The sequence below is a fragment of the Labrys okinawensis genome, from assembly GCF_047345005.1.
Classification (GTDB): Bacteria; Pseudomonadota; Alphaproteobacteria; order Rhizobiales; family Labraceae; genus Labrys; species Labrys okinawensis.
Genome location: NZ_CP178864.1, coordinates 6,957,717 through 6,982,803, shown reverse-complemented (window position 1 = coordinate 6,982,803; position 25,087 = coordinate 6,957,717). Strand labels below are relative to the sequence as shown.

At 62.7% G+C, this 25,087-nt stretch carries 22 protein-coding genes and 1 tRNA gene; 11 read left to right on the top strand and 12 right to left on the bottom strand.

Going from position 1 to position 25,087, the window contains the following annotated elements:
• The first annotated feature begins 3 nt into the window (after nucleotides 1-3).
• Together drmA and drmB are read left to right on the top strand one after the other, a co-directional pair.
• Complete coding sequence (gene drmA / locus ACMDCR_RS32385) at nucleotides 4-3,522, top strand: DISARM system helicase DrmA (RefSeq protein ID WP_413993785.1); 3,519 nt, start codon at nucleotides 4-6, stop codon at nucleotides 3,520-3,522.
• A 12-nt stretch (nucleotides 3,523-3,534) separates the two neighbouring features.
• Nucleotides 3,535-5,385 carry a DrmB family protein gene (gene drmB / locus ACMDCR_RS32380; RefSeq protein ID WP_413990548.1) on the top strand — a complete coding sequence of 617 codons (1,851 nt, stop codon included), beginning with the start codon at nucleotides 3,535-3,537 and terminating at the stop codon, nucleotides 5,383-5,385.
• A gap of 809 nt (nucleotides 5,386-6,194) precedes the next feature.
• Here the strand turns inward: drmB and ACMDCR_RS32375 are convergent.
• A tRNA-Thr gene (locus ACMDCR_RS32375) sits at nucleotides 6,195-6,270 on the bottom strand.
• A gap of 247 nt (nucleotides 6,271-6,517) precedes the next feature.
• On the opposite strand from ACMDCR_RS32375, the gene rpmB reads away from it, so the two are divergent.
• The 4 genes from rpmB to ACMDCR_RS32355 all read left to right on the top strand — a co-directional run bounded on the left by rpmB (nucleotide 6,518) and on the right by ACMDCR_RS32355 (nucleotide 9,394).
• Nucleotides 6,518-6,808 (top strand): 50S ribosomal protein L28, encoded by a 291-nt coding sequence (gene rpmB, locus ACMDCR_RS32370; protein WP_413990547.1) that lies wholly within the window; start codon nucleotides 6,518-6,520, stop codon nucleotides 6,806-6,808.
• A 338-nt stretch (nucleotides 6,809-7,146) separates the two neighbouring features.
• Nucleotides 7,147-8,148, top strand: coding sequence for a TerC family protein (locus ACMDCR_RS32365; RefSeq protein ID WP_413990546.1), 1,002 nt, complete (start codon nucleotides 7,147-7,149; stop codon nucleotides 8,146-8,148).
• A 258-nt stretch (nucleotides 8,149-8,406) separates the two neighbouring features.
• Entirely contained in the window at nucleotides 8,407-8,652 is a 246-nt protein-coding gene (locus ACMDCR_RS32360; protein ID WP_413990545.1) for a hypothetical protein, read from the top strand.
• Nucleotides 8,653-8,785: 133 nt separating this feature from the next.
• The gene (locus ACMDCR_RS32355) at nucleotides 8,786-9,394 is read left to right on the top strand and encodes a FecR domain-containing protein (RefSeq protein ID WP_413990544.1); all 609 of its coding nucleotides are present in this window, start codon (nucleotides 8,786-8,788) and stop codon (nucleotides 9,392-9,394) included.
• 156 nt (nucleotides 9,395-9,550) lie between these two features.
• Here the strand turns inward: ACMDCR_RS32355 and ACMDCR_RS32350 are convergent, their stop codons facing one another.
• The 3 genes from ACMDCR_RS32350 to rplU form a co-directional block, all read right to left on the bottom strand.
• Entirely contained in the window at nucleotides 9,551-10,183 is a 633-nt protein-coding gene (locus tag ACMDCR_RS32350; protein WP_413990543.1) for a GNAT family N-acetyltransferase, read from the bottom strand.
• A gap of 133 nt (nucleotides 10,184-10,316) precedes the next feature.
• On the bottom strand, nucleotides 10,317-10,598 hold the full coding sequence (gene rpmA, locus ACMDCR_RS32345; RefSeq protein WP_413990542.1) for a 50S ribosomal protein L27: 282 nt from the start codon (nucleotides 10,596-10,598) through the stop codon (nucleotides 10,317-10,319).
• A 149-nt stretch (nucleotides 10,599-10,747) separates the two neighbouring features.
• A complete protein-coding gene (rplU, locus tag ACMDCR_RS32340; RefSeq protein ID WP_413990541.1) occupies nucleotides 10,748-11,401 on the bottom strand; it encodes a 50S ribosomal protein L21 in 654 nt (217 codons plus the stop codon).
• Nucleotides 11,402-11,693: 292 nt separating this feature from the next.
• On the opposite strand from rplU, the gene ACMDCR_RS32335 reads away from it, so the two are divergent.
• Complete coding sequence (locus ACMDCR_RS32335; RefSeq protein WP_413990540.1) at nucleotides 11,694-12,320, top strand: tetratricopeptide repeat protein; 627 nt, start codon at nucleotides 11,694-11,696, stop codon at nucleotides 12,318-12,320.
• 70 nt (nucleotides 12,321-12,390) lie between these two features.
• Here ACMDCR_RS32335 and ACMDCR_RS32330 read toward each other — a convergent pair whose 3' ends face one another.
• Together ACMDCR_RS32330 and ACMDCR_RS32325 are read right to left on the bottom strand one after the other, a co-directional pair.
• A complete protein-coding gene (locus ACMDCR_RS32330; RefSeq protein WP_413990539.1) occupies nucleotides 12,391-13,932 on the bottom strand; it encodes an amidase in 1,542 nt (513 codons plus the stop codon).
• A 206-nt stretch (nucleotides 13,933-14,138) separates the two neighbouring features.
• On the bottom strand, nucleotides 14,139-14,390 hold the full coding sequence (locus ACMDCR_RS32325) for a hypothetical protein (protein WP_413990538.1): 252 nt from the start codon (nucleotides 14,388-14,390) through the stop codon (nucleotides 14,139-14,141).
• A gap of 293 nt (nucleotides 14,391-14,683) precedes the next feature.
• On the opposite strand from ACMDCR_RS32325, the gene ACMDCR_RS32320 reads away from it, so the two are divergent.
• From ACMDCR_RS32320 to ACMDCR_RS32310, 3 genes are all read left to right on the top strand, one after another.
• Entirely contained in the window at nucleotides 14,684-14,926 is a 243-nt protein-coding gene (locus ACMDCR_RS32320) for a hypothetical protein (protein WP_284310134.1), read from the top strand.
• Between the two features lie 135 nt (nucleotides 14,927-15,061).
• On the top strand, nucleotides 15,062-16,741 hold the full coding sequence (locus ACMDCR_RS32315) for a GMC family oxidoreductase (RefSeq protein ID WP_413990537.1): 1,680 nt from the start codon (nucleotides 15,062-15,064) through the stop codon (nucleotides 16,739-16,741).
• 123 nt (nucleotides 16,742-16,864) lie between these two features.
• A complete protein-coding gene (locus ACMDCR_RS32310; RefSeq protein WP_413990536.1) occupies nucleotides 16,865-18,385 on the top strand; it encodes an FAD-dependent oxidoreductase in 1,521 nt (506 codons plus the stop codon).
• A gap of 74 nt (nucleotides 18,386-18,459) precedes the next feature.
• Here ACMDCR_RS32310 and ACMDCR_RS32305 read toward each other — a convergent pair whose 3' ends face one another.
• From ACMDCR_RS32305 to ACMDCR_RS32280, 6 genes are all read right to left on the bottom strand, one after another.
• On the bottom strand, nucleotides 18,460-19,335 hold the full coding sequence (locus tag ACMDCR_RS32305; protein WP_413990535.1) for a glycerophosphodiester phosphodiesterase: 876 nt from the start codon (nucleotides 19,333-19,335) through the stop codon (nucleotides 18,460-18,462).
• A complete protein-coding gene (locus ACMDCR_RS32300) occupies nucleotides 19,328-20,398 on the bottom strand; it encodes an ABC transporter ATP-binding protein (RefSeq protein ID WP_413990534.1) in 1,071 nt (356 codons plus the stop codon). The genes ACMDCR_RS32305 and ACMDCR_RS32300 overlap by 8 nt, the downstream gene beginning before the upstream one ends.
• Before the next feature lie 20 nt (nucleotides 20,399-20,418).
• Complete coding sequence (locus tag ACMDCR_RS32295; RefSeq protein WP_413990533.1) at nucleotides 20,419-21,240, bottom strand: ABC transporter permease; 822 nt, start codon at nucleotides 21,238-21,240, stop codon at nucleotides 20,419-20,421.
• Entirely contained in the window at nucleotides 21,237-22,106 is an 870-nt protein-coding gene (locus ACMDCR_RS32290; RefSeq protein ID WP_413990532.1) for an ABC transporter permease, read from the bottom strand. The genes ACMDCR_RS32295 and ACMDCR_RS32290 overlap by 4 nt, the downstream gene beginning before the upstream one ends.
• A 12-nt stretch (nucleotides 22,107-22,118) precedes the next feature.
• Nucleotides 22,119-23,261: an extracellular solute-binding protein gene (locus ACMDCR_RS32285; RefSeq protein WP_413993784.1), complete on the bottom strand. Its 1,143-nt coding sequence runs from the start codon at nucleotides 23,259-23,261 to the stop codon at nucleotides 22,119-22,121.
• 114 nt (nucleotides 23,262-23,375) lie between these two features.
• Nucleotides 23,376-23,840 carry a MarR family winged helix-turn-helix transcriptional regulator gene (locus tag ACMDCR_RS32280; RefSeq protein WP_413990531.1) on the bottom strand — a complete coding sequence of 155 codons (465 nt, stop codon included), beginning with the start codon at nucleotides 23,838-23,840 and terminating at the stop codon, nucleotides 23,376-23,378.
• 69 nt (nucleotides 23,841-23,909) lie between these two features.
• Between ACMDCR_RS32280 and ACMDCR_RS32275 the strand changes: the two genes are divergently transcribed.
• Complete coding sequence (locus ACMDCR_RS32275; protein ID WP_413990530.1) at nucleotides 23,910-24,773, top strand: haloalkane dehalogenase; 864 nt, start codon at nucleotides 23,910-23,912, stop codon at nucleotides 24,771-24,773.
• Nucleotides 24,774-25,087: the final 314 nt, after the last annotated feature.

The window sequence follows — 25,087 nt, the reverse complement described above, 5'->3', positions numbered from 1 at the left end:
GCGATGGCAGCAGGCGATGAACCGGCGATACCTCAGGACCGACTAAGCATCCTTTCCAAGCCGGGCACGCCCGTCGAAGTTCGCGAGCGGTTGGTTGAGATCGTGCGCCGCGATCTCGTAGGCCCGCATCCGGACCTCGACCCGGACCTTGCGCTCGAGGTGCTGGAGGGAACGAGCCCGTCGACCTGGTATCTGACGGGCTTCCTTGCCCCTTCTCGGAGGACGGTTGCGGTCAGGCGCGCCGAACTTGCGGACGAGCAGCAAGCAGAGCTTGCGCTCGAGACGCTGCGAGAGACGGAAGGTCTCGAACAGGGAGCACCGGGTCCGGGCGCGGGCGAAGATGCCGGCACGACGGAGCCGCCGCTGCGCCGCTCGTTCGTACCGTCCTCCATTGGCCTTACCGTTTTGTTGCCACTTGAGGCTACGTCGATCGAGGCCCGTATCACCTGGGGCGACTATGTCACCGAGCCTCCCTTGGCCTCCACCCTGGTCAATCCGGAGGAGCGCGAGGCTGCAGCCAAGGAAAAGCGGAAACTCGATGAGCCTGCGCGCAGCAGCCTGCAGTGGCGCCGCCTGCCGCGAGAGAGGCGGGTGCCGATCCCCATCAAGCATGGGCTGCACAAATATCTTGTTCCCGAAAGTACGGCGCCCGCTTACCCCGGAGGCGGGCTTGAGCTTGCTGTTTCGGTGCGACCCACGCACACTGCCGGGATTGACGGCCATCGCCGCGATCTGCTTGCCGTCTCGGTCTTCCTCGTCAACAGACGCTCTGAGGCTCTCCGGCGCTACGGCGACCTGTCGTTCTGCTTCCAGGCCCGGCTGGAGCTGACATCGCCGCTCGGTTTCGAGCCGAACGACGATCGCGCGTCCTACGACGCCGGAGACTTCGACGAGCGCCTCTCGGATCTCCACTATGCCGATGTCGTCTCTTACGCGACGGGCCACAACAGCTCGAGCGATTGGGATACGACGAACGGCGACCGCCGTGTCACGACGGTGTTCACAAACTCCATCCCCTGCCAGGACGTCGAGAAACTTGGCGCCGACATCGACCTTGCCAGCGTCGAGCGCAAGATGGAGGCTCTGGCTGCCGCCGCCGAGAACGCCGAGAGCCTGCGGGCAGCACTCGAACAGTTGCCAGCTGCGTACTCAGCATGGGCTTTGGAACAGGCCAAGGCGGTAGGCCAAATCAACGGCAAAAAGCGCCAAGAGGTTGCGCGCCAGCTTCTCAAGGATATCGAGGTCGCGAGAGAACGCATCGCGAGCGGCATAGCACGGTTGGTGGCCGATCCGATAAGTCGGGAAGCTTTCACGATCATGAACCGCACCATGGCGCGAGCCAACCGCCAGCGTAGTTACACGATCAACGGTAAGGCACCTGACCAACAATCAGCGCCTGGCTGGCGCCTCTTCCAGCTCGCCTTCATCCTTCTCAATCTTGACGGTCTCGTCGATCCGCTTCATCGGGATCGAGCGACGGTAGATCTGCTGTTCTTCCCCACAGGCGGCGGCAAGACCGAGGCCTATCTGGGCTTAGCCGCCTTCGCGATAGCCCGGAGGCGACTGGACCATTCCGATCTTGGCGGAGCCGGTCTGTCGGTCGTGATGCGTTACACCCTTCGCCTGCTGACGCTGGATCAGCTTCAGCGGGCCGCTGGCCTTGTCTGCGCGCTTGAGCTGGAGCGGCGCGACCGAGGGCGCCTTGGCCAGTGGCCGATAGAGATTGGCCTCTGGGTCGGAGCGGGCGCCACGCCCAATACCTTCGGCAGCGCCGCTAATCCTACGCCAAAGTCTGCCATTCAATGGGTGCGAAGCTACCGGAATGGCCGCGGTCCCGCACCAGCACCGCTCAAGAACTGCCCCTGGTGTGGCGGCGAGCTAAAGCCCGATGCGTTCCACCTGTATCCACACCAACAGAATCCGCAACGTCTCGATATCCGCTGTGATAGCATTGACTGCGATTTCTCCAGCCTCGATAGGCTGCCGATCGTGGTGGTCGACGAAGAAATCTATCGGCGGCTGCCGGCGTTCATGATTGCAACCATCGACAAGTTCGCCAACGTCCCCTGGGTCGGAGGCGCAGGCGCCTTCTTCGGCAATGTCACACGCCACGACGGGACAGGATTCTACGGCGCAGCTGAGCCAAACAAGGGCACGAGGCTGCCGGCACCTCTACCACCGGTCGATCTCATAATTCAGGACGAGTTGCACCTGATCTCGGGCCCTCTCGGAACAATTGCCGGGCTCTACGAAACGGCTTTCGATCTATTGGCCTCGCGCAATATCAATGACGCGCCGCGTGGGCCAAAGATCGTGGCTTCTACCGCCACGGTGCGCCGCGCTAGCGCGCAGATACGAAGCCTCTTCGGACGTGCAAGCACGGCGATTTTTCCTCCACCGGGTATAAGCCGCAGCGACTCCTTCTTCGCCAAGGCCGACACGACATCGCCATCGCGGCTCTACGTTGGTGTGGCTTCGCCTGGCAGGGGACCAAAGCTCGTCTTCCTCAGGACGCTGCAAACGTTGCTCGCCGGCGCGGAGGCACTCGCCAGTGGCAGTGCCGATGATCCAGCAGACCCCTACCTCACGGCGCTATGCTATTTCAATGCGCTCCGCGAGTTGGGTGGCGCAAGGCGTATCGTGGACGATGAGGTTCGTGCTCACCTGGGAAGCTATGGATCGAGCCGTGTGCGCCTTCAACCGACTGGAAGGCCGTTCGCCAATCGCCGCTTAAGGGAAGTCGAGGAGCTGACCTCGCGCTACAGCACGGACAAGGTTTCCGAAGCGAGGACCAAACTTGGGCGTCCTGCAAACCAGAAGGGGGCAGTAGATGTCGCCCTAGCCACTAATATGATCTCAGTGGGGCTCGACATAGGCCGGCTAGGTCTGATGGTCGTCCAAGGACAGCCCAAGACTGCTGCCGAGTATATTCAAGCGACCTCGCGTGTCGGCCGCGAGGGTCATAAACCTGGATTGGTTATCACTCTGCTCAACGTGCATAAGCCGCGTGACCGCATGCACTACGAACAGTTCCGTGCCTTCCATAAAAGTTTCTACCGCGCAGTAGAAGCAACCAGCGTCACGCCGTTCTCGACCCGCGCCCTGGATCGCGCTCTGGCAGCCATGATGGTTGCCGCGGTTCGTCACTTCGAGCCGAACCTGACTCCTAACGATGCAGCCGCTAGCGTCGCGCTACACGACAAGACATTCGCCGTGCTTGCTGCGGCTGTGCGAAGCAAGATGGCTGAGGGAGGCGCACCACAATCACAGGTCGATCGGTGTCTCAACCGTCTCGATACACTCAAGGCCGCCTGGATCGACATTGCCGATGCACAAACTAGAGGCGGTGACCCGTTCAAATATGCGAACGAACAGCCAGTGCGGCGCCTGCTTCAGGACCCGCAGAGTCAACAGACCAATATGACGCCCGAGCGGCGCCTGTTCGTTGCGGGCCGATCGATGCGTGATACGGAGCCCGTGGCCCTGCTTCGCCTGAAAACACCAAAAGGTCAAACCCTCTAACTGCGAGCTACCATGCCCGACACCACACAGAGCTTCTCGCAGCTTTTGCTGACCTACGGCCCCGGCGCGATGCTGGATCTGCCCGACCACGCTGTAGTCGTTTCCGGTCTTCAGGGCTGGCACCACGGAGGTCAGTGGCAGCCAATAGAGGAACAGCGCCTCGTCCCCCTACTCCGCCAACAACTCGCGTTCGGGCCGGAGTTCGAGGGGCTGCGCCCGCCGCCGGAACACGATGATGACCGGCACGACGATCGCCGACCGGGTGTTGATGTCATGGTGTTCCCCACCTGGTTTACGGTCGAGGATGTACCGGCAGCTACAGGCCAGGCGCCCGCGACCTCCGAAACACGGCGTAGAATGGTCGAGTTCGAGCACCTCCAAACGCGAGGCGATCGGCTGAGCTACGTGGACTCTGCCAACGGCAAACGCCTGGGTGTCAATCCGATACGCTTTGTCGGTGCATGTGCGAAAGGACATCTCGAAGATATCGACTGGAGGGGACTGGTGCATCGCGGCGGTGACCGAAGCTGCCGTAAACCGATGTTTTGGGTTGAACGAGGCGTCAGCTCTGATCCCTCGGACATTTCCGTGCAATGCAACTGCGGCTCGCGGGTTACGATGGCAGACCTCTACAAGCCGAAATTTCTCGGCACCTGCAGCGCTTTGAGCCCGTGGCTCATGCCCCGGTATGTTGCCGGGGAGAGCTGCATCGAGGACCTTCGACTCCTATCCCGCTCGGCGACCAATACTTACTTTGCGCAGACTGTGACAGTGATCTCACTGACACGCACAGATGATCGTGTGCGTCAGACGATTGATGAACACCGCCAAACGGTCGAGTCTCTTCGTAGTCTGCCAAACTTTATCCAGGTGCTGAGATCTCTCCCGCAAACAAAGGAGCCTTTTGCCCCTTTTTCCGACCAGGAAATAGCGAGTGCGTTAGCGACGATGGCTGAGGGTGGTGACAGCCCGTCAACGAATCCGCGGATCGCAGAGTTCGATGCGCTGGCATCCGGCGCACCAACGATCGGCTACGACGATGCGGGGGCATTCTTATTCGCAGAGACGCTGGACCGGACCTCCTTGACGCTCTCGGCGCCCTGGGACGGATTCATCGGCAACATCGTCAAGGTAAGTCGCTTGCGGGAGGTTACTTGCCTCTACGGCTTCACCCGCCTCGAGCCACCGCCAACGCCGGCCGAGAGCGAGCTCGATGAAATCCGGCTCAAGGTTGACGGCGCTCCCCTCGACCGACAAGTGAAGTGGCTGCCAGCCATCGAGCAGTTCGGTGAAGGGATATTCCTGCATGTGAATCCGGACTTCATTCGGAACTGGCGCGACCGCGCCGACGTCGTCGACCACGCCAGCGAGCTTCACCGCAGTGAGGCCCAGGAGGCTGCACATTTTAACCGCCCTCCGAGGCATCTCGGCGTAGCGTACTGGGCTCTGCACTCACTCTCACACGCCCTGATGGCGGAACTGGCATTGGAGTGTGGCTATCCGATTTCCTCCCTGAAAGAGCGCATCTACGCCAGCGGCGCTGGCCAGCCCGAACGCTTCGGCATACTCATTTACACCTCAACTGCCGGTGCTCAGGGCACTCTTGGCGGCCTGAGCGGTATGGCCGAGCGCCTACCGGAGATCCTGGCGAAGGCAGTTCAAGGTCTCGAGCTTTGCTCGAACGACCCGATATGCGCGGACCACCACGCGGGGACAGATCTCGATGAGCGGCCGCTTCATGGTGCTGCTTGTCACGCATGCATTCTCGTGCCCGAGACATCGTGTGAGGCCCGCAATACCAGGTTGGATCGAGGACTGTTGGTATCGACGTTGGTGGGTTCCAAGTCGGCAATGTTTTTCTAGTAGCAGCCGCGCAGGCCCACGCTTCACAATAGCTGATTGGCGGGTGGGATGCGATCCTAGCCGCGTATAACATACTATTTTGGAGCGGAAGACGAGAGTTTGACCTAATCAATCTCCGTATGTTGCTAGCTAGGGTTTTCCAAGAACTTCCACCTTCCAACGATGATAAGAGTACAAGAAATCCCCACTACCTAGTCGATCTGTCAATTTAGCACGAATTTTGAACCTGGTGCCTACTGGATAGTCATCGATCAAGCTTTTCGAACACTCGACTAAAAGATGTTGTGAGAATGCTTGGCCCTCAATTGGACGTATTTGGACGCCCCTGCCACCAGAGTAGAAGCTCTCGACAACAACCTCCCGGTATGGTCCGTCCTTTGCCATCTATCCCCCCAATTGGATGCCGAATGTTGTACACAGTTAGGTTGGTACGGGTGATTTTCGGACGGACCTAGGCTCAGCTGTTATTTTTCAACTCTGGGGGTAAGGCTGCGAAGTTCACCGCCGTGCAAAGAAGCCGCAGCACATTCTCTAATTCAAGGCGCTAACCCGACATGCTCAACGGCGAAGGTCTCGGGCCGGCCTCTCCCCTCGCGTTTCTACCTCAATCAAGGCATGAGCGTAATCGGCGTCGAACGGTGTTTCTGAGGTATTTGAGGAGGCGAAGCTCGATGATGCTCGGTGGTAGGCGCAATCTCAAGACACCCTGAATTGCACCAGGAGTTGCGAATACCTCCCACGGTACGCCCTCAGTGTGTCCAGCTATGCCTCGTCTATCTTTGGAGTACACCGTAAACTATTGAAATTGTTGGTGCCGCTTGCGTGACTCGAACACGCGACCCCATCATTACGAATGATGTGCTCTACCGGCTGAGCTAAAGCGGCGCCAAGGCGTCTTCCGGTGGGGCCGTTGCCGATGCTCGGCGCAGGCTATGGAGACGCGCCGCCCTGATACAGGCAAGCGCGTCAGAAGGCAAGTCCTCTCGCGGATACTCTTGACGCCGTGCAAGGGCCCGACTATAGCAACGCACACAATTTCTGGCGGAGGACCGGCACCCATCCCGGGTGGCGGTTTTCTATTTGCCTGAGGCCTCGCGTGAGCGGCGCCGTTCTGATCAAGAAGGATAGTACCATGTCCCGCCGTTGCTCGCTGACCGCAAAGGGCGTCCAGTCTGGCCACAAGGTGAGCCATTCGAACGTGAAGACCAAGCGCAAGTTCCTGCCGAACCTGCACAATGTCACGCTGATTTCCGATGTGCTCGGTCGCTCCGTGCGCCTGCGCGTGTCGAGCGCCGGCCTGCGCACCGTGGAGCACAATGGCGGCCTCGACGCCTGGCTGATCAAGGCCAGCAGCTCCGAGCTGTCGACCACGGCCGTTCGCCTGAAGCGCGAGATCGAGAAGAAGATCGCTACCGCCGCCTAGTAAGCGGATGGGTCTTGTGGACGTTTGGGGCCGGAGCCTGGTGCTTCGGCCCTTTTTGCGTTTGCAGAGCGCGGCTGGTGGGGCTTGCTTCCCGGGATCGCAGGCATCCCTGCCTGCTCTTCCTCTGTTGTAAGGCCTATCGTTTCCAAGAGCAGGCTGGGATGCCTGCGGTCCCAGGGAAGATCTTCCTCGCCTAACCAAAGCTTAATCCGCCGCCCCTTGACCCCCGTGCCCGAAATCGGCGATCAAGGCGCGCCGGCTGCCGGGCCCCTCTGGCGGATCTTGTCCGCGATGTCGGAGCCGGCTTCGATCTCTCGAAGCATATGGGTCCGGTTCCGATGTTCGATCTCCTGTTTTTCGATTTTGCCGGCCAGCCCGTCTGGATGTGGCTTAGCTTTCTGGCCTTCGTCGCGCTGTTGCTCGCCTTCGACCTCGGGGTGCTCAACCGCGACGACAAGGTCCTCGGCGTTGCCGAAAGCTTCAGGCTCTCGGCTGTCTATGTCGTCATCGCCATGCTGTTCGGCGGCGCGATCTGGTGGGGCCTGGGCGAGCGGCCCGATGGGACCAGCCCGGCGCTCGACTATTTCACCGGCTACTTCATCGAAAAATCGCTGTCGATCGACAATGTCTTCGTAATCGCGCTGATCTTCCGCTATTTCGCCGTGCCGCCGGCCTTCCAGTATCGTGCGCTCGTCTGGGGCATCCTGGCTGCCGTGGTGCTGCGCGGCATCATGATCCTGGCCGGCGCCAGCATCGTGCAGCGCTATGACTGGGTGCTCTATCTCTTCGCCGCCTTCCTGATCCTCACCGGCATCCGCATGCTGATGGCTCGGGACGAGGGCTCCAAATTCAAGGAGAACTGGCTGCTGCGCCTCCTGCGCCGCCATATGCGCGTCACCGATGGCCTGCATGGCAACCGCTTCCTCGTGCGCCAGGCGGAACCCGCCAGTGGTCGCATGCTGCTCCACGCGACCCCTTTGCTCCTGGCGCTGATCGTCATCAACGCCGCTGACATCGTCTTCGCCGTCGATTCGGTGCCGGCGATCCTCGCCATCACCACGGACAGCTTCATCGTCTACACGGCCAACATCATGGCCATCCTCGGCCTCCGAGCCCTCTATTTCGCCCTCGCCGCCATGATCGACCGCTTCCACTACCTGAAATATGCGCTCGCCCTCGTGCTCGTCTTCATCGGCGGCAAGATCTATTGGGGCCATCTCGTCGGCAAGGTGGATCCGGCCCTGGCGCTGGCCGTAACGGTGACGATCATCGCGGGCAGTATCGTATTCTCGCTCTGGAAGACGGCCGACAAGCCGCAGGATCCCAACTCCGCCCAATGATCTCCACACGTGTAGGGCAGACGCGACTTCACCCTAAAGTTGATCTGTTTCAACGGAAACAGACCGGCTAGGATGAGGCCGTCAAAGTGCTTGTGCCTCAACTTGCCTGCCCGACCCCGCGGGCCGGCGATGCGGTGGCGTTGGTCGGACTTCACCGGGCCAACGTTCCAACTATCCGTCTCAACTGCCATTTATCAAAGGCCGGCCCGGGCTGTCGGGCCCCGCCCTTGGTGTCGTGTTCGAGCGAGGAGATTCGCAATGACGACTTCCAGCCTGAAAATTCGCCCGGCGCTGCTCGCCGCCGCCGTGGCGCTGGGTGCCCTGGCGCCACTGCCGGCCCTGGCGCAATATGACAACGGCTATGGCGGCGGCTACAATCAGGATTATCAGCCGCGCTACAAGCAGTACCGGCCGCATTGCTACTATCGCAATGTGAAGGTCTATGACGATTATTACGGGCGCTACGTCGTCCGCCGCCAGCGCGTGTGTGACCAGAGCTACTAGGTCATCGCCACGTGTTTCCTGTCACGGCGCAGACACGATCCTTGCCATATCGCCTGCAGAAGAAGATTTTGTCTCGCTGGGTTTCCGCCTGCTTCGCCGTGAAGCGGGCGGGTTTCGACAAGGAAGCGTCAACATGCTCATTCATCGCCGTTCCCTGCTGATAGGGCTGGCCCTTGCCGGTGCGCGCCCCGGCTTCGCGGCTGCCGCCATGCAGATCATCGAGGCGGGCTCGGTCGTCCAGGTTACCGGCGAGAGCACCGGCCAGCTCAAGGGCGAGAAGCGCACCCTCTCGGTCGGCGATTCAGTCTTCATCGACGACACGCTCACCACGGGTGCCGGCGCGCGGCTCGGCGCCAAGCTCGGTGAGATGACCCGCCTGTCGCTGGGCGAGCGCACCCGCGTGCGCATCGACAAGTTCCTGGTCGACCGTGGCGGCGAACTCGTGCTGGAGCGCGGCGCCATCCTGTTCGACCGCCCCGACGACAAGCCCTCGGGCACGCTCAATGTCACCACGCCGTTTGGTTTGATCGCGGCGCGCGGCACCAAATTTTTCGCCGGGCCCAGCAATGGTGTGTTCGGCGTCTTCGTCGAGCACGGGCTGGTGACGGTGAAGACCCGCGGAGGCCAGGTTTCGCTGACCAATGGCCAGGGCACGGATTTGAAGAGCAAGAGCGCCCCTCCGACCCCGCCGAAGGCCTGGGGTGATATGCGCGTCGCGCAAGCGCTGGCGAGCGTGACGTGAGGGTGTGCCGGTCTTCGGACCGGCATCTTTTTGGTCCGACAGAGAGGTTCCATGCTGGTCTGGAGACCGGCACACCAGTGCGATGCCGCGTCCCTGGTGTGCCGACCTCCAAGTCGGCGTTTTCTGTCCGATTTAGCGGTTCCGCGCCTCCCAGGCCTATGCCATCAATTCGCTCGACGGTGTCATGCCGCGCACGATCGCCGGCCGCCAGGCCTTGAAGCTGGCCCAGTCGGACCGGGTCAGACTGAAGCGATCGATCGGCAAGGCGCCGCCGCGGGCGGGCGCATGACGCAGGCCCGAATTGACGTAGCGCAGGCCGCATTTCTCCATCACGCGGCGCGAGGCCTCGTTGATGACGCGGCATTCGCCGGTGACGGCGGCGATCCCAAGGGTCGAAAAGCCGTGATCGATCAGGGCGCGGGCCGCCTCCGTGGCCAGCCCCTGGCCCCAATGCCGCTGGCCCAGCCAGTAGCCGATCTCGGCGTTGTCGCGTTTGGGGAAGCGCAGGCCGACGCAACCGAGGAAATCGCCGCTCGTCTTGCATTCGATCGCAAAGGCCAGTTCCTTGCCGGCCTGACGGGCTTCCGCCTGGAAATGCACGAAGTCCAGCGCGTCGCTCTCGCCGTAGGGGAACGGCAGGCGGCCCGTCATCAGGGCGACGGCTGGATCATTGGCAAGGGCGGCCATCGCGGGCACGTCGGCGAAACGCGGAGAGCGCAGGATCAGGCGCTCCGTCTCGATCTCGATGGTGGGTAAGATCTCGGCCGGGAGAATTTCGAGAGAGGACATTTGGGGCAGCTCCAGGCATGAAAAAGGGGCGATTGGATCTCTCCACCGCCCCCGCTGCAACCTCAGTCCCATTTGGGGCTTTTTCAGGTCCGCCGGGTCCAGTGGAGCCGGCGGAGCTGACGTCCCGCCGGGTTTATTCTGCTGCTACTTTCATCGCGGCCTCGGGGGCGGCGACATTGACGTAAATTCGGCCGTTGGCGCGCGTGCGGAAGTCGACTCGGCCGTCACAAAGGGCGAAAAGGGTATGATCCTTGCCCATGCCGACATTCACGCCGGGATGCCACTTCGTGCCGCGCTGGCGCACGATGATGTTGCCGGCAACGACTTCTTCCGAACCGAACTTCTTGACGCCCAAGCGTTGGCCGCGCGAATCACGACCGTTGCGCGACGAACCGCCTGCTTTCTTGTGAGCCATGGCGATAACTCCTCGAATCCTGTCTACGCCGGTGCTGTGACGCGGCGGTGAAATCCATCAATTCGGGGCGACAATGCCCGAAAGCGGGCGGAATGTCGACCCCATGAAACGAAATCTCGTCCCTGTCAGCCCTTACGGGCGGAAGGAAATCAGAGATCCTTGCCCGAAGCTAGCTCGGCCTGATCGACCTTGGCACGCGGCGGCTTGCCGGCCAGAAGCTCCTTGGCCTGGGTGACCCACTCTTCGCGGGTGGCGCGGCCGCGCAGGGCGAGTTCCTCGTCCCACTTGGCGACGTCCTCGTCGGTCCAAGCGGCGATCTCGTTCCAGCTGACGATGCCGGCGGCCCGCAGCTTCTTCTCGATGGCCGGGCCGATGCCCGAGATCAGCGAGAGATTCGAGACGTCGAGCTCGCCGGCCGGGACGGCGGCGACAGCAGCGGGGGCTTCATCGGCCTCGACAGCCTTCGCAGCAGCCTTGGAGGGCTTGGCGCCGCCGGTGAGGATCTCGGAGATCCGCACCACGGTCTGGTGCTGGCGATGGCCGCGCTTGCGCTTTGAATTCTGGCGGCGGCGCTTCTTGAAAGCGATGACCTTGTCGTCACGGTCATGCTCGACCACTTCGGCGGCAACCGAAGCACCTGCAACCGTAGGGGTGCCGAAAGTCAGGCCGGCGTCACCGCCAACAGCCAGGATCTCCGGAAATACGATGACTTCTCCTACCTTGGCGTCGAGCTTCTCGACACGGAGAACGTCGTTCTGATTGACGCGGTATTGCTTACCGCCCGTCTTGATGACCGCGAACATGATTATCCTCGTTCGGACCCGGCATTCTGTTCGAGGCTTCCTTACGGACATCCCGAACGGCCGGCTTTTCCAGGTCGTTGATATCTGCCGCCTCCGAACATTGCGGGGGCAGCCACGAAAAAATGCACGCGGCCCGAAGGCCGCGCGCTGGCGTGGCTTATACAGCGATAAGTCGAAGAGTCAAGGAAAGTGAAGGGGATTTGGGGTGCCGGACTTAGGACCAGTACACCAACCCCGCGAATAATTTCCCAGCATGCGTGTTCTTCCCACATTCACCCAATGGAGGAACACCATGTCCCTGATGTCATCGACGGCCCGCAAGGTGGCCGTCACAGCCCTAGCCTCAGCCTTCATGCTCACAGCCGGCGCGGTCTTCGCCTCCGGTGGTGGTGGAGGTGGCGGCTCCAGCGGCGGTGGTTCGGGCGGGGGCTCAGGCGGCGGGGGTGGCATGGGTAACGGTGGTGGCAACGGCAAGCCGATTACCGACATGACCACCTGCCCGAAGGGCCAGGTCTGGAGCACGAAGAAGAAGGCCTGCCTCAAGATGAAGGCCGACGCGATGGATGACGACGATATGGCCAATTACGCCTGGGTGCTGGCCAAGGCCGACCGCTATGGCGAGTCGCTCGAGGTTCTCGACCTCTTGCACGATCCCAACACTGCCAAGGCGCTGAATTATCGCGGCTATGCCACCCGCAAGCTCGGTCGCACCGACGAGGGCATCGGCTATTACCTGAAATCAGTCCAGGCCGATCCGCACTACGCGCAAGTCCGCGAATATCTGGGCGAAGCCTATGTGATCAAGGGCCGGCTCGATCTTGCCAAGGAGCAGCTTAACACCATCCAGACGATCTGCGGCACGGGCTGCGAGGAATATGAAGACCTGCATGAAGCCATAGAGAAGGGTGGCAGCATCTGAGGCTTCCCGGTTACGCCGGATTGCAAAACGCCGTGACTGTTTCGCGTGGCGCTGCCCGCGCAGCAGCGGCTTAGCAAAGTAAGGGGTCCGTCATGACAACGGACCCCTGCGGGTGAGGCCCTCCCGGTTTTCGTCGCGGTAGCCGGCGGGGCCTCACCTCAATCCACGCAGTTCTTCGGCTTGTGCGCTGGATCCATGGACGGGCCTCTTCGATATGGGCAGCCAGGCGCAGGAGCGTGGCTTCATCGCCATAGTGCCCGACGAGTTGCACGCCCACCGGCACGTCGTCACCCGTCCAGGCCGCAGGCAGCGAGATCGCCGGCAGGCCCGAGATATTGAAGGCGAACATGAAGGCGGCGTCGGTCCAGCGGGCGATATAGGCGTCGAAGTCTGGCTCGTTCATGTCCCAGTAGCCGACCGGCCTCGGCAATTGCGTCAGCGTCGGCGTCAGGAAGGCGTCGAAGGGCGCAAGCTCGGTCGCGATGGCGCGGTTTGCTCGGCGGATGCCATCGACGGCAGCGCTGAAGGCGATGGCCGATTGCGAGCGGCCGCGCTGGTACTGGGCCCAGTTGAAGGCCACGAGGTCATCCTCGCGCAGGGCCCGCCCCGCCCATTCCGCCTGCGCGTCCAGATCGCGCGCGATCTCCACCGAATTGACCTGATTATAGTCGATCCAGGCCTTTTCGAGGTCGGTCGTGAAGGCGTGTTCCTCGAGGTTGTGACCGAAGGCTTCAAGCAGCGCCACTGTATCCCTCAGCGCCGCCGAGACGTCCGGCGCAAAGGCCGGCCCCCAGGGCGGGGTAAGCGTGTAGCCGATCCTGAGCTGGCGCGGCCTGTCGGCGAGACTGGCGAGCCAGGATGTGCCCGGTGTCGTCGGGGGGATATAGGGATCACCCGGCAACGTGCCGGCCGTGGCGTCCAGGAAGGCTGCGCTGTCGCGGACCGTGCGCGTGACCGCGAAGAAATAGACGCTGCCGAACCAGATGTCGGCGTCGGGCGGCCCATAGGAAATGCGCCCGCGCGAGGGCTTCAGGCCGACAAGGCCGCAACAGGACGCGGGCACGCGGATCGAACCGCCGCCGTCGCTGGCTTCGGCCAGCGGCACCATGCGCGCGGCCACAGCCGCCGCCGATCCGCCGCTGGAGCCGCCGGGTGTGACCGCCTCGTTCCAGGGGTTGAGTGTGGGGCCGTAGAGCCTGGGCTCGGTGGCGATGCACCAGCCATTCTCCGGCGTGTTGGAGCGCCCAAGCGGAATGAGGCCGGCGGCACGCATGCGGCGGGCCATCTCGGAATCCGTGTCGCAGACGAAATTCTCGCGAAAACCGATGCCGCCGGTGAGCCGCGTGTCCTTCCAATGGGAGCCGAGATTTTTGAGGAGGAAGGGAACGCCGGCGAAAGGTCCATTGGGTTTCATCTCCGCGGCCATGGCGCGGGCCATCTCGAAATGCCGGATCACCACGGCATTGAGGTGGGGATCGAGCGTTTCGATGGCAGTGATGGCGGTTTCCACCAGCTCGATAGGCGAGATCTCGCCTCTCTTCACAAGGTCGGCGAGGGCGAGGGCGTCGCTATGGCTGTAGAGGCGCAGGAGATCGGGCGTAACGGAGGACATGGGCAGGCATCCGCAAATGGTGCGGCGCCATATCAGCCCGGGAAGGCATTATTTGTCCAACAATTATGCGTGAATGGAAGAGCCTGCTCGAAAAGATCGCGGTGCCGATTATCGCGAGCGCGCCCAGGCAAACCACGGGCGGACAGGCTCCGCCCTGGATTGCTTCGCTGCCCTTGCTGGGTGGGCTCTTGAGGACCCAGCGTTGCTTACGACCTCGTGCGCTTCAGGAGCTGCGAATAGGCGCGGTGCGACAGCATGATGGTATCGAGGTCACCATGATCGCACAGATGCGAGACGATGTCCTTCAACGCGGCTTCATAGGCTTTGCGCTGACTCACATCGATCACGCGATGGGACTCCTGGAACTTGTGCCAAGCCAGATTATAGGCGCAGTCCCGCACCGCATGCTTGGCTGGGTAGTTTGGATTGGTGGGCCACTGATAAGAATGAAGCGACATAGCCTGCCTCGCCCGGAACGATCGGTTGGATGGCGCATCGACACATCACGATATGTAACGGATTGTAAACCATTGTGAACTGGAAAGCCACGGTGATTGTCGGTGTCTGACATCAACGCTTCGCGTATGGATAACGGCCTTGCGACAAAGCGGCGCAGGCACTCATCCAACGCATATTTGAGGGCCTTCGCGCCTCAGATCCGCCGAATGAGAGTCGCATTTTCCCCGGCCTTCGTACTGTCGGCGGAGGCTGCTCCGCCCAAGCAAGCAAGATAAAGCTGTGGGAGATGTCCATGACCGAAATGACGGACCTGACCAGCTGGTGCTTCAGCGAACGGGAAAGGCTGCATGAACGGCTCGACGCGCTCAAGGATGGTCGCTTCTGCGTCAAGGAGCGCCTTGGCACCGATTGGACCGACATGACGATCGAGGCGATCGACGAGATCGAGCATTCGATCGAAGCTCTCGACCATCTGCTCATGCGCTATGGCCGCGGCTACTACGATAACAGCCATCACCCCATGCACACGATGTGACAGGAACGGGGTGACCGCCGGTGCACCCGGCGGCCGCTCCTTCTCTTTTGTGCGGAAAACGCGATAGAACCGGTGCGGCGTTCGAAGGCGGACGGGCGGTCTTGCAAGGCCGTCCGGCGTGCAAGGGTGGAAGCAATGCCGCGTGACAGGTCGAGTGAGAGGGAGCCGTTCGATTTCATCATCGTCGGCGCTGGGACCGCTGGCTGTCTCCTTGCCAACCGGCTCAGCCGCAATCCCTCCAGGCGCGTGCTGCTCCTCGAAGCTGGTCCGCGTGATACCTATCCCTGGATCCACATTCCGGTAGGCTATCTTTATTGCATCGGCAATCCGCGCACCGACTGGCTCTATCAGACCGAGGCGGAGCCTGGGCTGAACGGGCGGCGCCTGCGCTATCCGCGCGGCAAGACGCTGGGCGGCTGTTCCTCGATCAACGGCATGATCTATATGCGCGGCCAGGCCCGCGACTATGATGGCTGGGCGGCGGAGACGGGAGAGGCGGCCTGGAGCTGGGCCAATTGCCTGCCAGACTTCAAGGCGCATGAGGATCACTACCGTCTCGATGATGGCGCCGACCCGCTGACGGGCGACAACAGCCGTTTTTCGGACTTGCATGGCCATGGCGGCGAATGGCGCATCGAGAAGCAGCGCCTGAAATGGGACATCCTGGAGTCCTTCGCCGAGGCAGCGGTGCAGGCCGGCGTCCCCCGCTCGGCCGATTTCAACACCGGCGACAATGAGGGCGTGGGTTATTTCGAGGTGAACCAGCGCTCGGGCTGTCGCTGGAATACCTCCAAGGCCTTCCTGCGCCCCATCCGCGAGCGCGCCAATCTGACGGTATGGACGCAGGCCCAGGTCGAGCGCCTGCTTTTTGTCACCGGCGACGACGGTCGGCCACGCTGCACCGGCGTGCGGCTGCTCCGGGATGGAGAGGCGATCGAGGTGACGGCGCGGCGCGAGGCCATTCTTTGCGCCGGGGCCATCGGCTCGCCGCAGATCCTGCAACTCTCCGGCATCGGCCCGGCGCCGCTTCTCACCTCAAACGGCATCGAGGTCGTTCATGAGCTGCCAGGCGTCGGCGAAAACCTGCAGGACCATCTGCAGATCCGCGCCGTGTTCAAGATCGACGGCGCGCCCACGCTCAACACCCTGGCGCGCAATATTTTCGGCAAGGCGCGCATCGGCCTCGAATATGTGCTCCGGCGCAGCGGGCCGATGAGCATGGCGCCCTCTCAGCTTGGGGCCTTCACGCGTTCGGATCCCGGCCTCAGCCACCCGAATCTCGAATATCATGTGCAGCCGCTGAGCCTGGAGGCGTTCGGCGAGCCCTTGCATGCCTTTCCGGCCTTCACCGCCAGCGTCTGCAACCTCAATCCCACCAGCCGCGGCAGCGTGCGCATCCGCTCGAACCAGGCTGGCGACGCCCCGGCGATCGCGCCGAACTATCTGAGCACGGAGGAAGACCGAAAGGTGGCCGCCGACAGCCTGCGGCAGGTGCGCACTATAGTCGGACAGCCGGCGCTCGCCCGGTATCGGCCGGTGGAGTGGAAGCCGGGCCCTGCGTTCCGGAGCGACGAGGAACTGACGAGGCTCGCAGGCGACATCGCCAGCACCATCTTCCACCCGGTCGGCACCACGAGGATGGGAAGAGCCAATGATGTCATGGCGGTGGTCGATCCACATCTGTGCGTGCGCGGCGTGGCGGGCCTGCGCGTGGTCGATGCCGGCGTGATGCCCGCGATCACCAGCGGCAACACCAATTCCCCCACTTTGATGATTGCCGAAAAGGCGGCCGGCTGGATAGCGGGGGGACTTTGACGGCGGAGCTCTTCTCATAAGCCTCTCTCGCCCGGCCGACGAGGGGTCTCTCCACCGGGACCATCGCGCCGGGGATCAAAGCGCCGCCTCATGCGTTCTCTTCCAAATTTCGGGGAGACACTCATGAGCAAGGACAAGAAACCAGCGGGGCCGGATTTTACACGCGGCGTTTTGGCGAGCGACATAAAGGAGGGCGCGATGCTGCTCGGCCATGTCGGCGACAAGCCGGTGTTGTTGGCTCGCAGCGATGGTGCGCTCCATGCCATCGGCGCCGAATGCAGTCATTATCATGGCCCGCTCGCCGAAGGGCTGCTCGCCGAGGGCAAGGTGCATTGTCCCTGGCATCATGCCTGCTTCGACCTCAGGACAGGGAAGGCACTGGCGGCGCCGGCCATCGATGCGGTGGCTTGCTGGCTGGTCGAGGAGAAAAGCGGCAAGGCCTTTGTCCGGCGGGAAAAGGAAGCCGCCGCCTCCGCAGAACATCCCCGGCCGCAGACCAGGCGGGTGGTGATCGTCGGCGGGGGCGCAGCGGGGTTCGCAACAGCGGAATTGTTGCGCCGCGAGGGCTTCGAAGGTGAGATCACGCTCCTCAGCGCAGATGCCGATCCGCCCTATGACCGGCCGAACTGTTCCAAGGACTATCTCGCTGGCCAGGCGCCCAAGGACTGGATGCCGCTTCGGGACGAGGCCTTCTACAAGGACGCACGGATCGACCTGCGACTCAAGACCGAGGTGGCGGGGTTCGATCCGAAGTCACGCAAAGTGGTGCTCGCCGATGGTGCCACACTCACCTACGAAATCCTGGTCCTTGCCACCGGCGCAGAGCCGCAGCGCCCGCGGATCGAGGGACTGGAAGGAGCCAATGTTCATACGCTGCGCAGCCTCAGGGATGCCGAGGCGATCATCGCGGCCGCCGGGAAGGCAAAACGCGTCGCCATTGTCGGCGCCAGCTTCATCGGCCTCGAGGTCGCGGCCTCACTGAAGCAGCGCGGCCTCGATGTGCATGTGGTGGCACCGGAAACGGTGCCGCTCGAGAAGGTGATGGGCGAAGAGATCGGCGCCTGGGTGCAAAAGGTCCATGAGAAGAAGGGTGTCGTCTTCCATCTGGGTCGGAAGGTCACCGGCTTTTCGGACGGCACGCTCCGCCTGGACAAGGGCAAGCTCCCGGATATCGATTTCGTCGTGCTGGGGGTCGGCGTCAAGCCCCGCACTGAGCTCGCCGAGGCCGCCGGACTGAACGTCGACAACGGAGTGGTGACCGACGATCACCTCAGAACCTCGGCGGATGGCGTCTACGCCGCCGGTGACATCGCCCGCTATCCCGATCCGGTCTCAGGCAAGCCGATCCGGGTCGAGCATTGGGTGCATGCCGAGCGCCAGGGCCAGTATCTGGCTCGGCTGATCATGGGGGAGGACGGGCCCTTCCACGACCCACCCTATTTCTGGTCGAGCCATTACGACAAGATGATCAGCTATACGGGCCACGCCAAAGGCAGCGATCCCCACAAGGTCGCCGGTTCGGTGAAGAAGGAAGACGCTGCGGTGCGCTTTCACTCCGACGGACACCTCACGGCGATCGCGACTATCGGCCGTGACCTCGACAATCTCAAGGCTGAACAGAAGCTGGAGCATGGCGGACGGTAGACGTTGTGAAGACCTTTCAACTCAGGCCAAGCCGTCATTCCGCCCGAGTTGCCAAGATCCGCTCCTGCAGGCTGTCAGCCCTGTTCGAAGCATGCCTGCAGCGCTATCGGTTCGTCCGTGGTGATCTGGTCGACCTTCAGGCCGACCAGATCACGGAGCGATTGTTCCGCCTGCGGGTGCGAGAGATTGAGCGTATAGGCGTCGATTAGCATGCCTGCGGCATGGAAGGCGCCCACGATATCGTAATCGATGGCCGCGGCCTTGATGATGATCCGGTAGTCGAGGTAGATCGTCGAAGCCTCCGGCGCCCTCCGCAACGGCCCGTCGACGAACGCCTCGAAATCCCTGAGGCTTTCGAGGTGTTCCATTGCCTCGTCACCGCAAGGATCGAAACCGAGGGCAAGCCCCTTTGCCCCAGACACCTTCGCTCCTTCCGCCAGACGGCCGACCGCCTCCCAGTCATGGCCAGACAGGATGAAGCGCGCAGCAACCGGAGCGATGGTGCGGCCGAAATTCCTGGCGAGCGCGGGGGAGATGGCGGCAGCATCTTCCTTGAGGTCGAGTTGAACCAGCGCTCCAGGCGCAGCCTCGCGGCCTGCCAGATCGGCGAGATCATTCAGCAGCAGAAGGCGCTCCCGTGTCGGGCGCCCGTCGGCTCCGCGCCGGTGCAGACGGCGCAGCTGTGCCTCGGTGGCCGTCGCGACCGGGCCTGTGCCCGTGGTCTCCCGGTCGAGGGTCTCGTCATGCAGCACCGCAAGACCCGCCTCGCCATGGGCCCGCAGATCAACCTCCGATGATGCACCGGCTGCCAAGGCCTCGGCCAGAATCGCCGGCGTGAAAGGAGTGTCGTCGAGGCGCCGCCTCATGCGATGCCATTTGAGACGAACGCGATGGGCGCCGCCGAGGAGTGAAACACCGTCCGCCTTCCCTGGACCATCGGCCTCAGCCATGGAGGCGTGTTCCCGGGTGGAAAGGCCGGGCGGCATGAACCGCGCCGCCCTCGTCGAACGCGACCATGGCGTTGACGGCAAGCCAGACTCGGTCGCCCATGCGGCAGGGTTCGGTTTTCCCGATCTGGGCCTTGACGATCTGCCCATCGCCGAGTCGAACATCGACCATCCGGAATGCGCCCAGGTCGAGAATCCGCTCGACCACGGCGCAGAGGCCCCCGCCTGGAGCATGGGACAATCCGATATCCTCGGGCCGGATGGCGAGCGCATAGGGCCCATCGCTTCCGTCGACCGAGAAGGACACGCCGGCGACCCGTGCGGCGCCCGCCGAGACGGTCGTCTCCATCATGTTCATGGTGCCTATGAATTCCGCCACGAAGCGCGTCACCGGCTGGGCGTAGATGGCTGATGGCGAGCCGATCTGCTCGACGCGGCCGGATTTCATCACGACGATACGGTCGGCAAGCGTGAGCGCCTCTTCCTGGTCGTGCGTGACGAAGAGGGTGGTCAGGCCGAGCCGCTGCTGGATGCCGCGAACCTCCTCGCGCAGCCTCACCCGAAGATGCGCATCGAGCGCCGAGAACGGCTCATCCATCAGCAGGATCTTCGGGGTGAGCACGACGCAGCGCGCGATCGCCACGCGCTGCTGCTGGCCCCCCGAAAGTTGGCCGGGATAGCGCCTTTCGTAGCCGGCTAATCCCACGAGTTCGAGCACTTCGGACACCTTGTTGCGAACGGCCTCCCGCGCGAGGCCTCGCAACTTCAGGCCGAAAGCGATGTTCTGGAAGACCGTCATGTGGCTCCAGAGGGCATGGCTCTGAAAAACCATGCCGGTCGGTCGCTTGTCCGGCGAAAGATGAGCGACATCCTCGCCATCGATGATGATGCGGCCCGATGTCGGTGCTTCGAAGCCGGCGATCATTCGAAGCACCGTCGATTTTCCGCATCCCGAGGGACCGAGCAGGCAAAGCAGCTCGCCATCGTCGATCGAGACCGAAACGTCCGAAACGGCCGCGGTGCTGGAAAAATTCTTGGTCAGGTTTTCGACGATGAGCTTCGACATGCGCTTGGCCGGGATTCCGATCAGCCACCGAGACCGCCGGCAATCGTGCGTGCGCTCAGGATGTTGCGCGCCAGGAGCAGCGCGATGAAGGACGGTACCCAGAGAAGCACCGAAAGCACGGCGCCGTACTGGACGATGAGTTGGTTGTTGATCAGCGAAATCATCAGGATCGGCATGGTGCGGATATGAGGCGCCCCGATCAGGAAGGCGCCTTCGGTTTCGTAGAATGTGCCGACGAAGGTCAGCAACAGCGCCGCGCCGATGGCCGGCCCCGCCTGCGGCAAGGTGATCGAGAAGAAGGTGCGGGCGGCCGATGCCCCGACGTCGCGGGCGGCTTCCTCGAGCCTGCGGTCGATGGTCTGGAACGCACCGACCGGGATCCAGATCATAAAAAGGAGCGTGTTGACGAGCTGGATTAGCACGACACCGGCAAAGGTTCCGATCAGGCCGAAGGAGTACATGATCGTGGCAATGGCGATGTAGAGACCGAACTTCGGGAAGGCATGCGTGGCGAGGAAAGAGAGCAACAGCGCCGATTTGCCTGGAAATTCCAGCCGGGCGAACGCATAGGCGGCTGGCAGGCAGATGCAGGCCGACAGCGCCGTCACCACGGCCGACAGCGCGAGCGAGGTCCGCAGCGCCGTCCGGACATCGGCCCGGGAGAGCATGGCGGACCAGAAACGCAGGCCCCATTGCGTCGGGATCAGCGACGGATAGCGCCAGACCTCGGCGAAAGCCCAGAGGAACACGGCCGCAATTGGCACGAGAATGAAAATGGTCAGCAAGCCGGCGAGCGAGATACCCGGCAGCAGGTTCGCACGAGATTGCGACCGCCCCGTCATCGTGCCGCCCCGTGCGAGCGAGCAACGGAGCGCACATAGACGATGCCGACGATGGCGCAGATCAGGAAGCTCACCACGGCCTGCGTCTGGGCCTGGACCGGATCCATCACCTGCGTGAAGGTGCGCTGCATGAACACGCCCATCATCTCGGGTGAAGCCGGACCGAGCACATAGGGCAACGTGAACGCCCCGAACGCGCCCAGGAACGACAGCGAGAATGCGACGATCAGCGAGTTGCGGATCTGGGGCAGGATGATGCCGGTGAGGATGCGCAGGCGGCCCGCGCCTACATCGCGCGCCGCCTCGACAGCTGCATCCTGGATCTGGGCCAGGCCGGAGAGCAGGACCAGCAGCGTGAGTGGCATGCCCTCCCACACCAGGCCGATGATCGTGCCCCAGCCGGTGAGATAGGGCGATCGGTAGCCGTCCACGCCGATATGATGCAGCACGGTCGCCAGCGTGCCGTTGGGGCCCATGAAGCGAATCAGGGCGTAGGCGATGATGATGCCCGGCACGAACAGCGGAAACACGGCAATGCTTTGCACGAAGGCCGGCAGGCGCCCCTGCGAGAAACGCAGATAGAGCGCGATCGGCAGGCAAAGCCCGAGGAGGAGAATGGCGGTGATCAGCGTCGTCTGCAGGGTGAACAGGACATTGCCGATGCTCAGCGGATCCGACAGGAACACACGGTAGTTCTGCAGCGACCAGTCACCGTCACCGCTCGCGCGCAAGGTGTAGAGAATGGCGGTCAGCGCCGGCATCAGCACGAAGAGCAGGACAAGCAGCACCGGCGCCGCAACGAGCACAAGCCCGACGGGGATAGGTCGGGCCTGGGATTTCGATGCCGAGGAAGGAAGCGCCGTCATCGCGTTGCGATGTCAGCTGCGCTGAAGGTTCGGTGCAACGTTGCGATACCAGCCGTCATTGACCGCAGTCTCCCAGTCGCCTTGCGGGAAGGTCGGGATGGCGGTCGGGATCACGTCGGCGAATTGCTGACGTAACGCCTCCGGCAGGAACTTCCAGTCCACTCCCGGGAAACCGCCGAGATCCTTGAGGATGGAGGTCTGGACCTCCTCCGAGAGCAGGAAGTCGGCGAAGAGCAGCGCGCCATCCCGATGCGCGGCGATCGAGGGAATCACCGAGGCCGAGAAGCCGCCGCAGAGCGCCAGGTCCTGCAACTGGACCAGCTTGATGGTCGAAGGCAGGACGCCCTGCGAAAGCCCCTGCAGGGCTTGGTCGGACCAGGCCGGCACCATGGAGACGACGCCATTGGCGAGCAATTGCAGCGAGGCCGTGTTGCCTGCCGCATAGGTGCCCTTGCCGTAGAGCGCGGGCGCCAGATCGCTCAACAAGGCCCAGGCCGGCGTCAGCCGCTTCTGCGCCTCCTCCTTGGAGAAATTGTCGATCTTGAAGACCTGCGGATCCCGGCCGTTCACTTCATGGATGGCGCGGCGGACGAAATTGCCGCCCGAACCGCCCTTGTCCGGGCGATTATAGATGAACTGGCCCGGATTGGCCTTGATCCACGCGACCAGTGCGTCCCAGGTCTTGGGCAGGTTGGCCTGCGATATCTTGGCCGAATCATAGGCCAGCAGGACCTGCGAGCCACGATAGGGCATCGAATAGGGCGACTGGATCGCCAGCTTGTTCACATGGGCGTAGTTCGGCACGATAGAGGCGTCGAACCTGGTCCAGAGGCCGGCTTCGATCCCGCCCTTCGGCAGGTTCGGGTCGTGCTCCTCGGCGAAGTCCATCTGCGGATCGGCCTTGGTCTGAAGGGCGGCCAGGGCACGCTGCGCCACGGCGTCGAGTCCGCCGTCGCGGGCGATCACCACATTGATCTCGTATTCGGGATGCGCTTTCTCGAACGCCGGCTTCACCACATTGGCAAGCCAGTCGGAGATGTTGGCGTCGCTATCGGTGAAGATATCGAGCTTGGTTGCTGCAAGAGCATTTGTTGCAGGTAGCATTCCAACTGTGGCAACTGCAACACTGATAGTCAAAAAGGCGCGACGATCGATCATGGACCTGCTCCGTCTGCGGGGAAATTTACCGAGGCGAAATCTAGGGTTGACCGATGACGTCCTCATGACGTCGGCGGGGGCTCGCCTTTCGGCAAGTGGCATGACCAAACGTCATGCTTTGGCCTGCCGGTCGGCGGCATGCTGCAACTGCTCGAGTATTCCCAGCAGGGCGTCTCGCAGCGCGTCGATCTCCTGTCGGCTGGTCAGCTCGGCCCATTGCCTGTCTACCCTCTGGCCGGCGGCCATGGCGACCGGCCGTACGCCTCTGCCCCGTTCGGTCAGGAACACCAGCCGGGCGCGGCGATCGTTGGGATCGGGCCGGCGCTCGACATAGCCGAGCTGCTCCAGCTCCTCCACGGCCTGAGTCATGGTCTGCTTGCGGACATGGGCGAGCCGGGTGAGCTCGCTGACCTGGATGCCTTCCGGCCGCGTGAAGGTGAATACATTGGCGTGGGGTGGACGGATATCGCCGAAACCGGCTTCTTCCAGCGCAGCCTCGATGGCCTGCGTCCAATACTGGTGCACGAGTCTGAGCAACAGCCCGAGCGAACGGGAATGCGCGTCGCCTTCATCCATAATGGACAGGTACCTGTCTATCTGCTAATCTAGTCAGGTACCTTACCATTTGATCTGGAGAAAGGCATCATGCCCATCCTGGATATTCTCTGTTCGTCGATGTTCCATGCGGAGATAGGCAGCGGCAGACCCGTGGTTTTCCTGCACGGCAATCCGACATCATCCTATCTCTGGCGCAACGTGCTGCCCGGGATCGGACAGCCGAGCCGCCTGCTGGCACCGGACCTCATCGGCATGGGGCGCTCGGGCAAGCCCGCCATCGCCTATAGTTTCGAGGACCATGCCCGCTATCTCGATGCCTGGTTCGATCGTCTCGGTCTGGACGATGTGGTGCTGGTCGGCCATGACTGGGGCGGCGCTCTCGCCTTCGACTGGGCAAGTCGGCATCCCGACCAGATACGGGGCATTGCCTTCCTGGAAACCATCATGCGGCCGCTCGTCTGGGCGGATTTCCCGCCTGGCGCGCGTCAGCGCTACGAAATGCTGCGCGGGGCGGGAACCGGTGAGACCAAGGTGCTCGACGAGAATTTCTTCATTGAGCAGGCCTTGCAGGCGACCGTGCTGAAGGGGCTCCGCGACGAGGACCTCGAGGAATATCGCAAGCCCTTTTCGACTCGCGAGAGCCGCCGCCCCCTGCTGGCCTGGCCGCGCGCCATGCCCATCGAGGGAGAGCCGGCCGACGTGGTTGCGCGCATCGAGGCTTATGACGCCTGGCTCAGCCGGAGCATTGATGTGCCGAAGCTGTTGCTGACCTTCGAGGGCCCACCGGAAACCTTGCTGATCGGCGAGGACATGACCGCCTGGTGCGCCGCGAATATTGCCGCCCTGGAGATCGAGAATTGCGGCCCGGCCCGCCACGTCGCCCCTGAGGATCAGCCGGAAGCGATCGCAACGGCCCTTGCGCGTTGGCTGGACAGGCATCGGCTTCGGTAGTTGCGCAGCACGCCCGTTGTCCGCAAGGACGCCCATGCGTCCGCCGGCCGATTCAGACGGAAGATGCTTTGCCATTCCTCGAAACGGAGCATTTTATACAGAGGGAAGATGGCAGTCGGAGACTGCCACTCCGAGTTTGGTGTGCCTCTGCCCGCAATCTTAGCGCCCATGGCCCGCGTCCGTCGTGCTTGTTGCTTTCTTTGATCCAAGGCTAAGCTCGCGCCGGTGCGAATACCATTAAGTAAGACCGGAAACAAACCAGGGCCAAAACACTCTGATGATAATCATAATTCCTGGCAATGCAGATTAGATCA

Excerpts from the sequence above, each read along its gene's own strand:
- drmA (WP_413993785.1), top strand. The coding sequence starts at position 4 with ATGGCAGCAGGCGATGAACCGGCGATACCTCAGGACCGACTAAGCATC.
- drmB (WP_413990548.1), top strand. The coding sequence starts at position 3,535 with ATGCCCGACACCACACAGAGCTTCTCGCAGCTTTTGCTGACCTACGGC.
- rpmB (WP_413990547.1), top strand. The coding sequence starts at position 6,518 with ATGTCCCGCCGTTGCTCGCTGACCGCAAAGGGCGTCCAGTCTGGCCAC.
- ACMDCR_RS32365 (WP_413990546.1), top strand. The coding sequence starts at position 7,147 with ATGTTCGATCTCCTGTTTTTCGATTTTGCCGGCCAGCCCGTCTGGATG.
- ACMDCR_RS32360 (WP_413990545.1), top strand. The coding sequence starts at position 8,407 with ATGACGACTTCCAGCCTGAAAATTCGCCCGGCGCTGCTCGCCGCCGCC.
- ACMDCR_RS32355 (WP_413990544.1), top strand. The coding sequence starts at position 8,786 with ATGCTCATTCATCGCCGTTCCCTGCTGATAGGGCTGGCCCTTGCCGGT.
- ACMDCR_RS32350 (WP_413990543.1), bottom strand. The coding sequence starts at position 10,183 with ATGTCCTCTCTCGAAATTCTCCCGGCCGAGATCTTACCCACCATCGAG.
- rpmA (WP_413990542.1), bottom strand. The coding sequence starts at position 10,598 with ATGGCTCACAAGAAAGCAGGCGGTTCGTCGCGCAACGGTCGTGATTCG.
- rplU (WP_413990541.1), bottom strand. The coding sequence starts at position 11,401 with ATGTTCGCGGTCATCAAGACGGGCGGTAAGCAATACCGCGTCAATCAG.
- ACMDCR_RS32335 (WP_413990540.1), top strand. The coding sequence starts at position 11,694 with ATGTCCCTGATGTCATCGACGGCCCGCAAGGTGGCCGTCACAGCCCTA.
- ACMDCR_RS32330 (WP_413990539.1), bottom strand. The coding sequence starts at position 13,932 with ATGTCCTCCGTTACGCCCGATCTCCTGCGCCTCTACAGCCATAGCGAC.
- ACMDCR_RS32325 (WP_413990538.1), bottom strand. The coding sequence starts at position 14,390 with ATGTCGCTTCATTCTTATCAGTGGCCCACCAATCCAAACTACCCAGCC.
- ACMDCR_RS32320 (WP_284310134.1), top strand. The coding sequence starts at position 14,684 with ATGACCGAAATGACGGACCTGACCAGCTGGTGCTTCAGCGAACGGGAA.
- ACMDCR_RS32315 (WP_413990537.1), top strand. The coding sequence starts at position 15,062 with ATGCCGCGTGACAGGTCGAGTGAGAGGGAGCCGTTCGATTTCATCATC.
- ACMDCR_RS32310 (WP_413990536.1), top strand. The coding sequence starts at position 16,865 with ATGAGCAAGGACAAGAAACCAGCGGGGCCGGATTTTACACGCGGCGTT.
- ACMDCR_RS32305 (WP_413990535.1), bottom strand. The coding sequence starts at position 19,335 with ATGGCTGAGGCCGATGGTCCAGGGAAGGCGGACGGTGTTTCACTCCTC.
- ACMDCR_RS32300 (WP_413990534.1), bottom strand. The coding sequence starts at position 20,398 with ATGTCGAAGCTCATCGTCGAAAACCTGACCAAGAATTTTTCCAGCACC.
- ACMDCR_RS32295 (WP_413990533.1), bottom strand. The coding sequence starts at position 21,240 with ATGACGGGGCGGTCGCAATCTCGTGCGAACCTGCTGCCGGGTATCTCG.
- ACMDCR_RS32290 (WP_413990532.1), bottom strand. The coding sequence starts at position 22,106 with ATGACGGCGCTTCCTTCCTCGGCATCGAAATCCCAGGCCCGACCTATC.
- ACMDCR_RS32280 (WP_413990531.1), bottom strand. The coding sequence starts at position 23,840 with ATGGATGAAGGCGACGCGCATTCCCGTTCGCTCGGGCTGTTGCTCAGA.
- ACMDCR_RS32275 (WP_413990530.1), top strand. The coding sequence starts at position 23,910 with ATGCCCATCCTGGATATTCTCTGTTCGTCGATGTTCCATGCGGAGATA.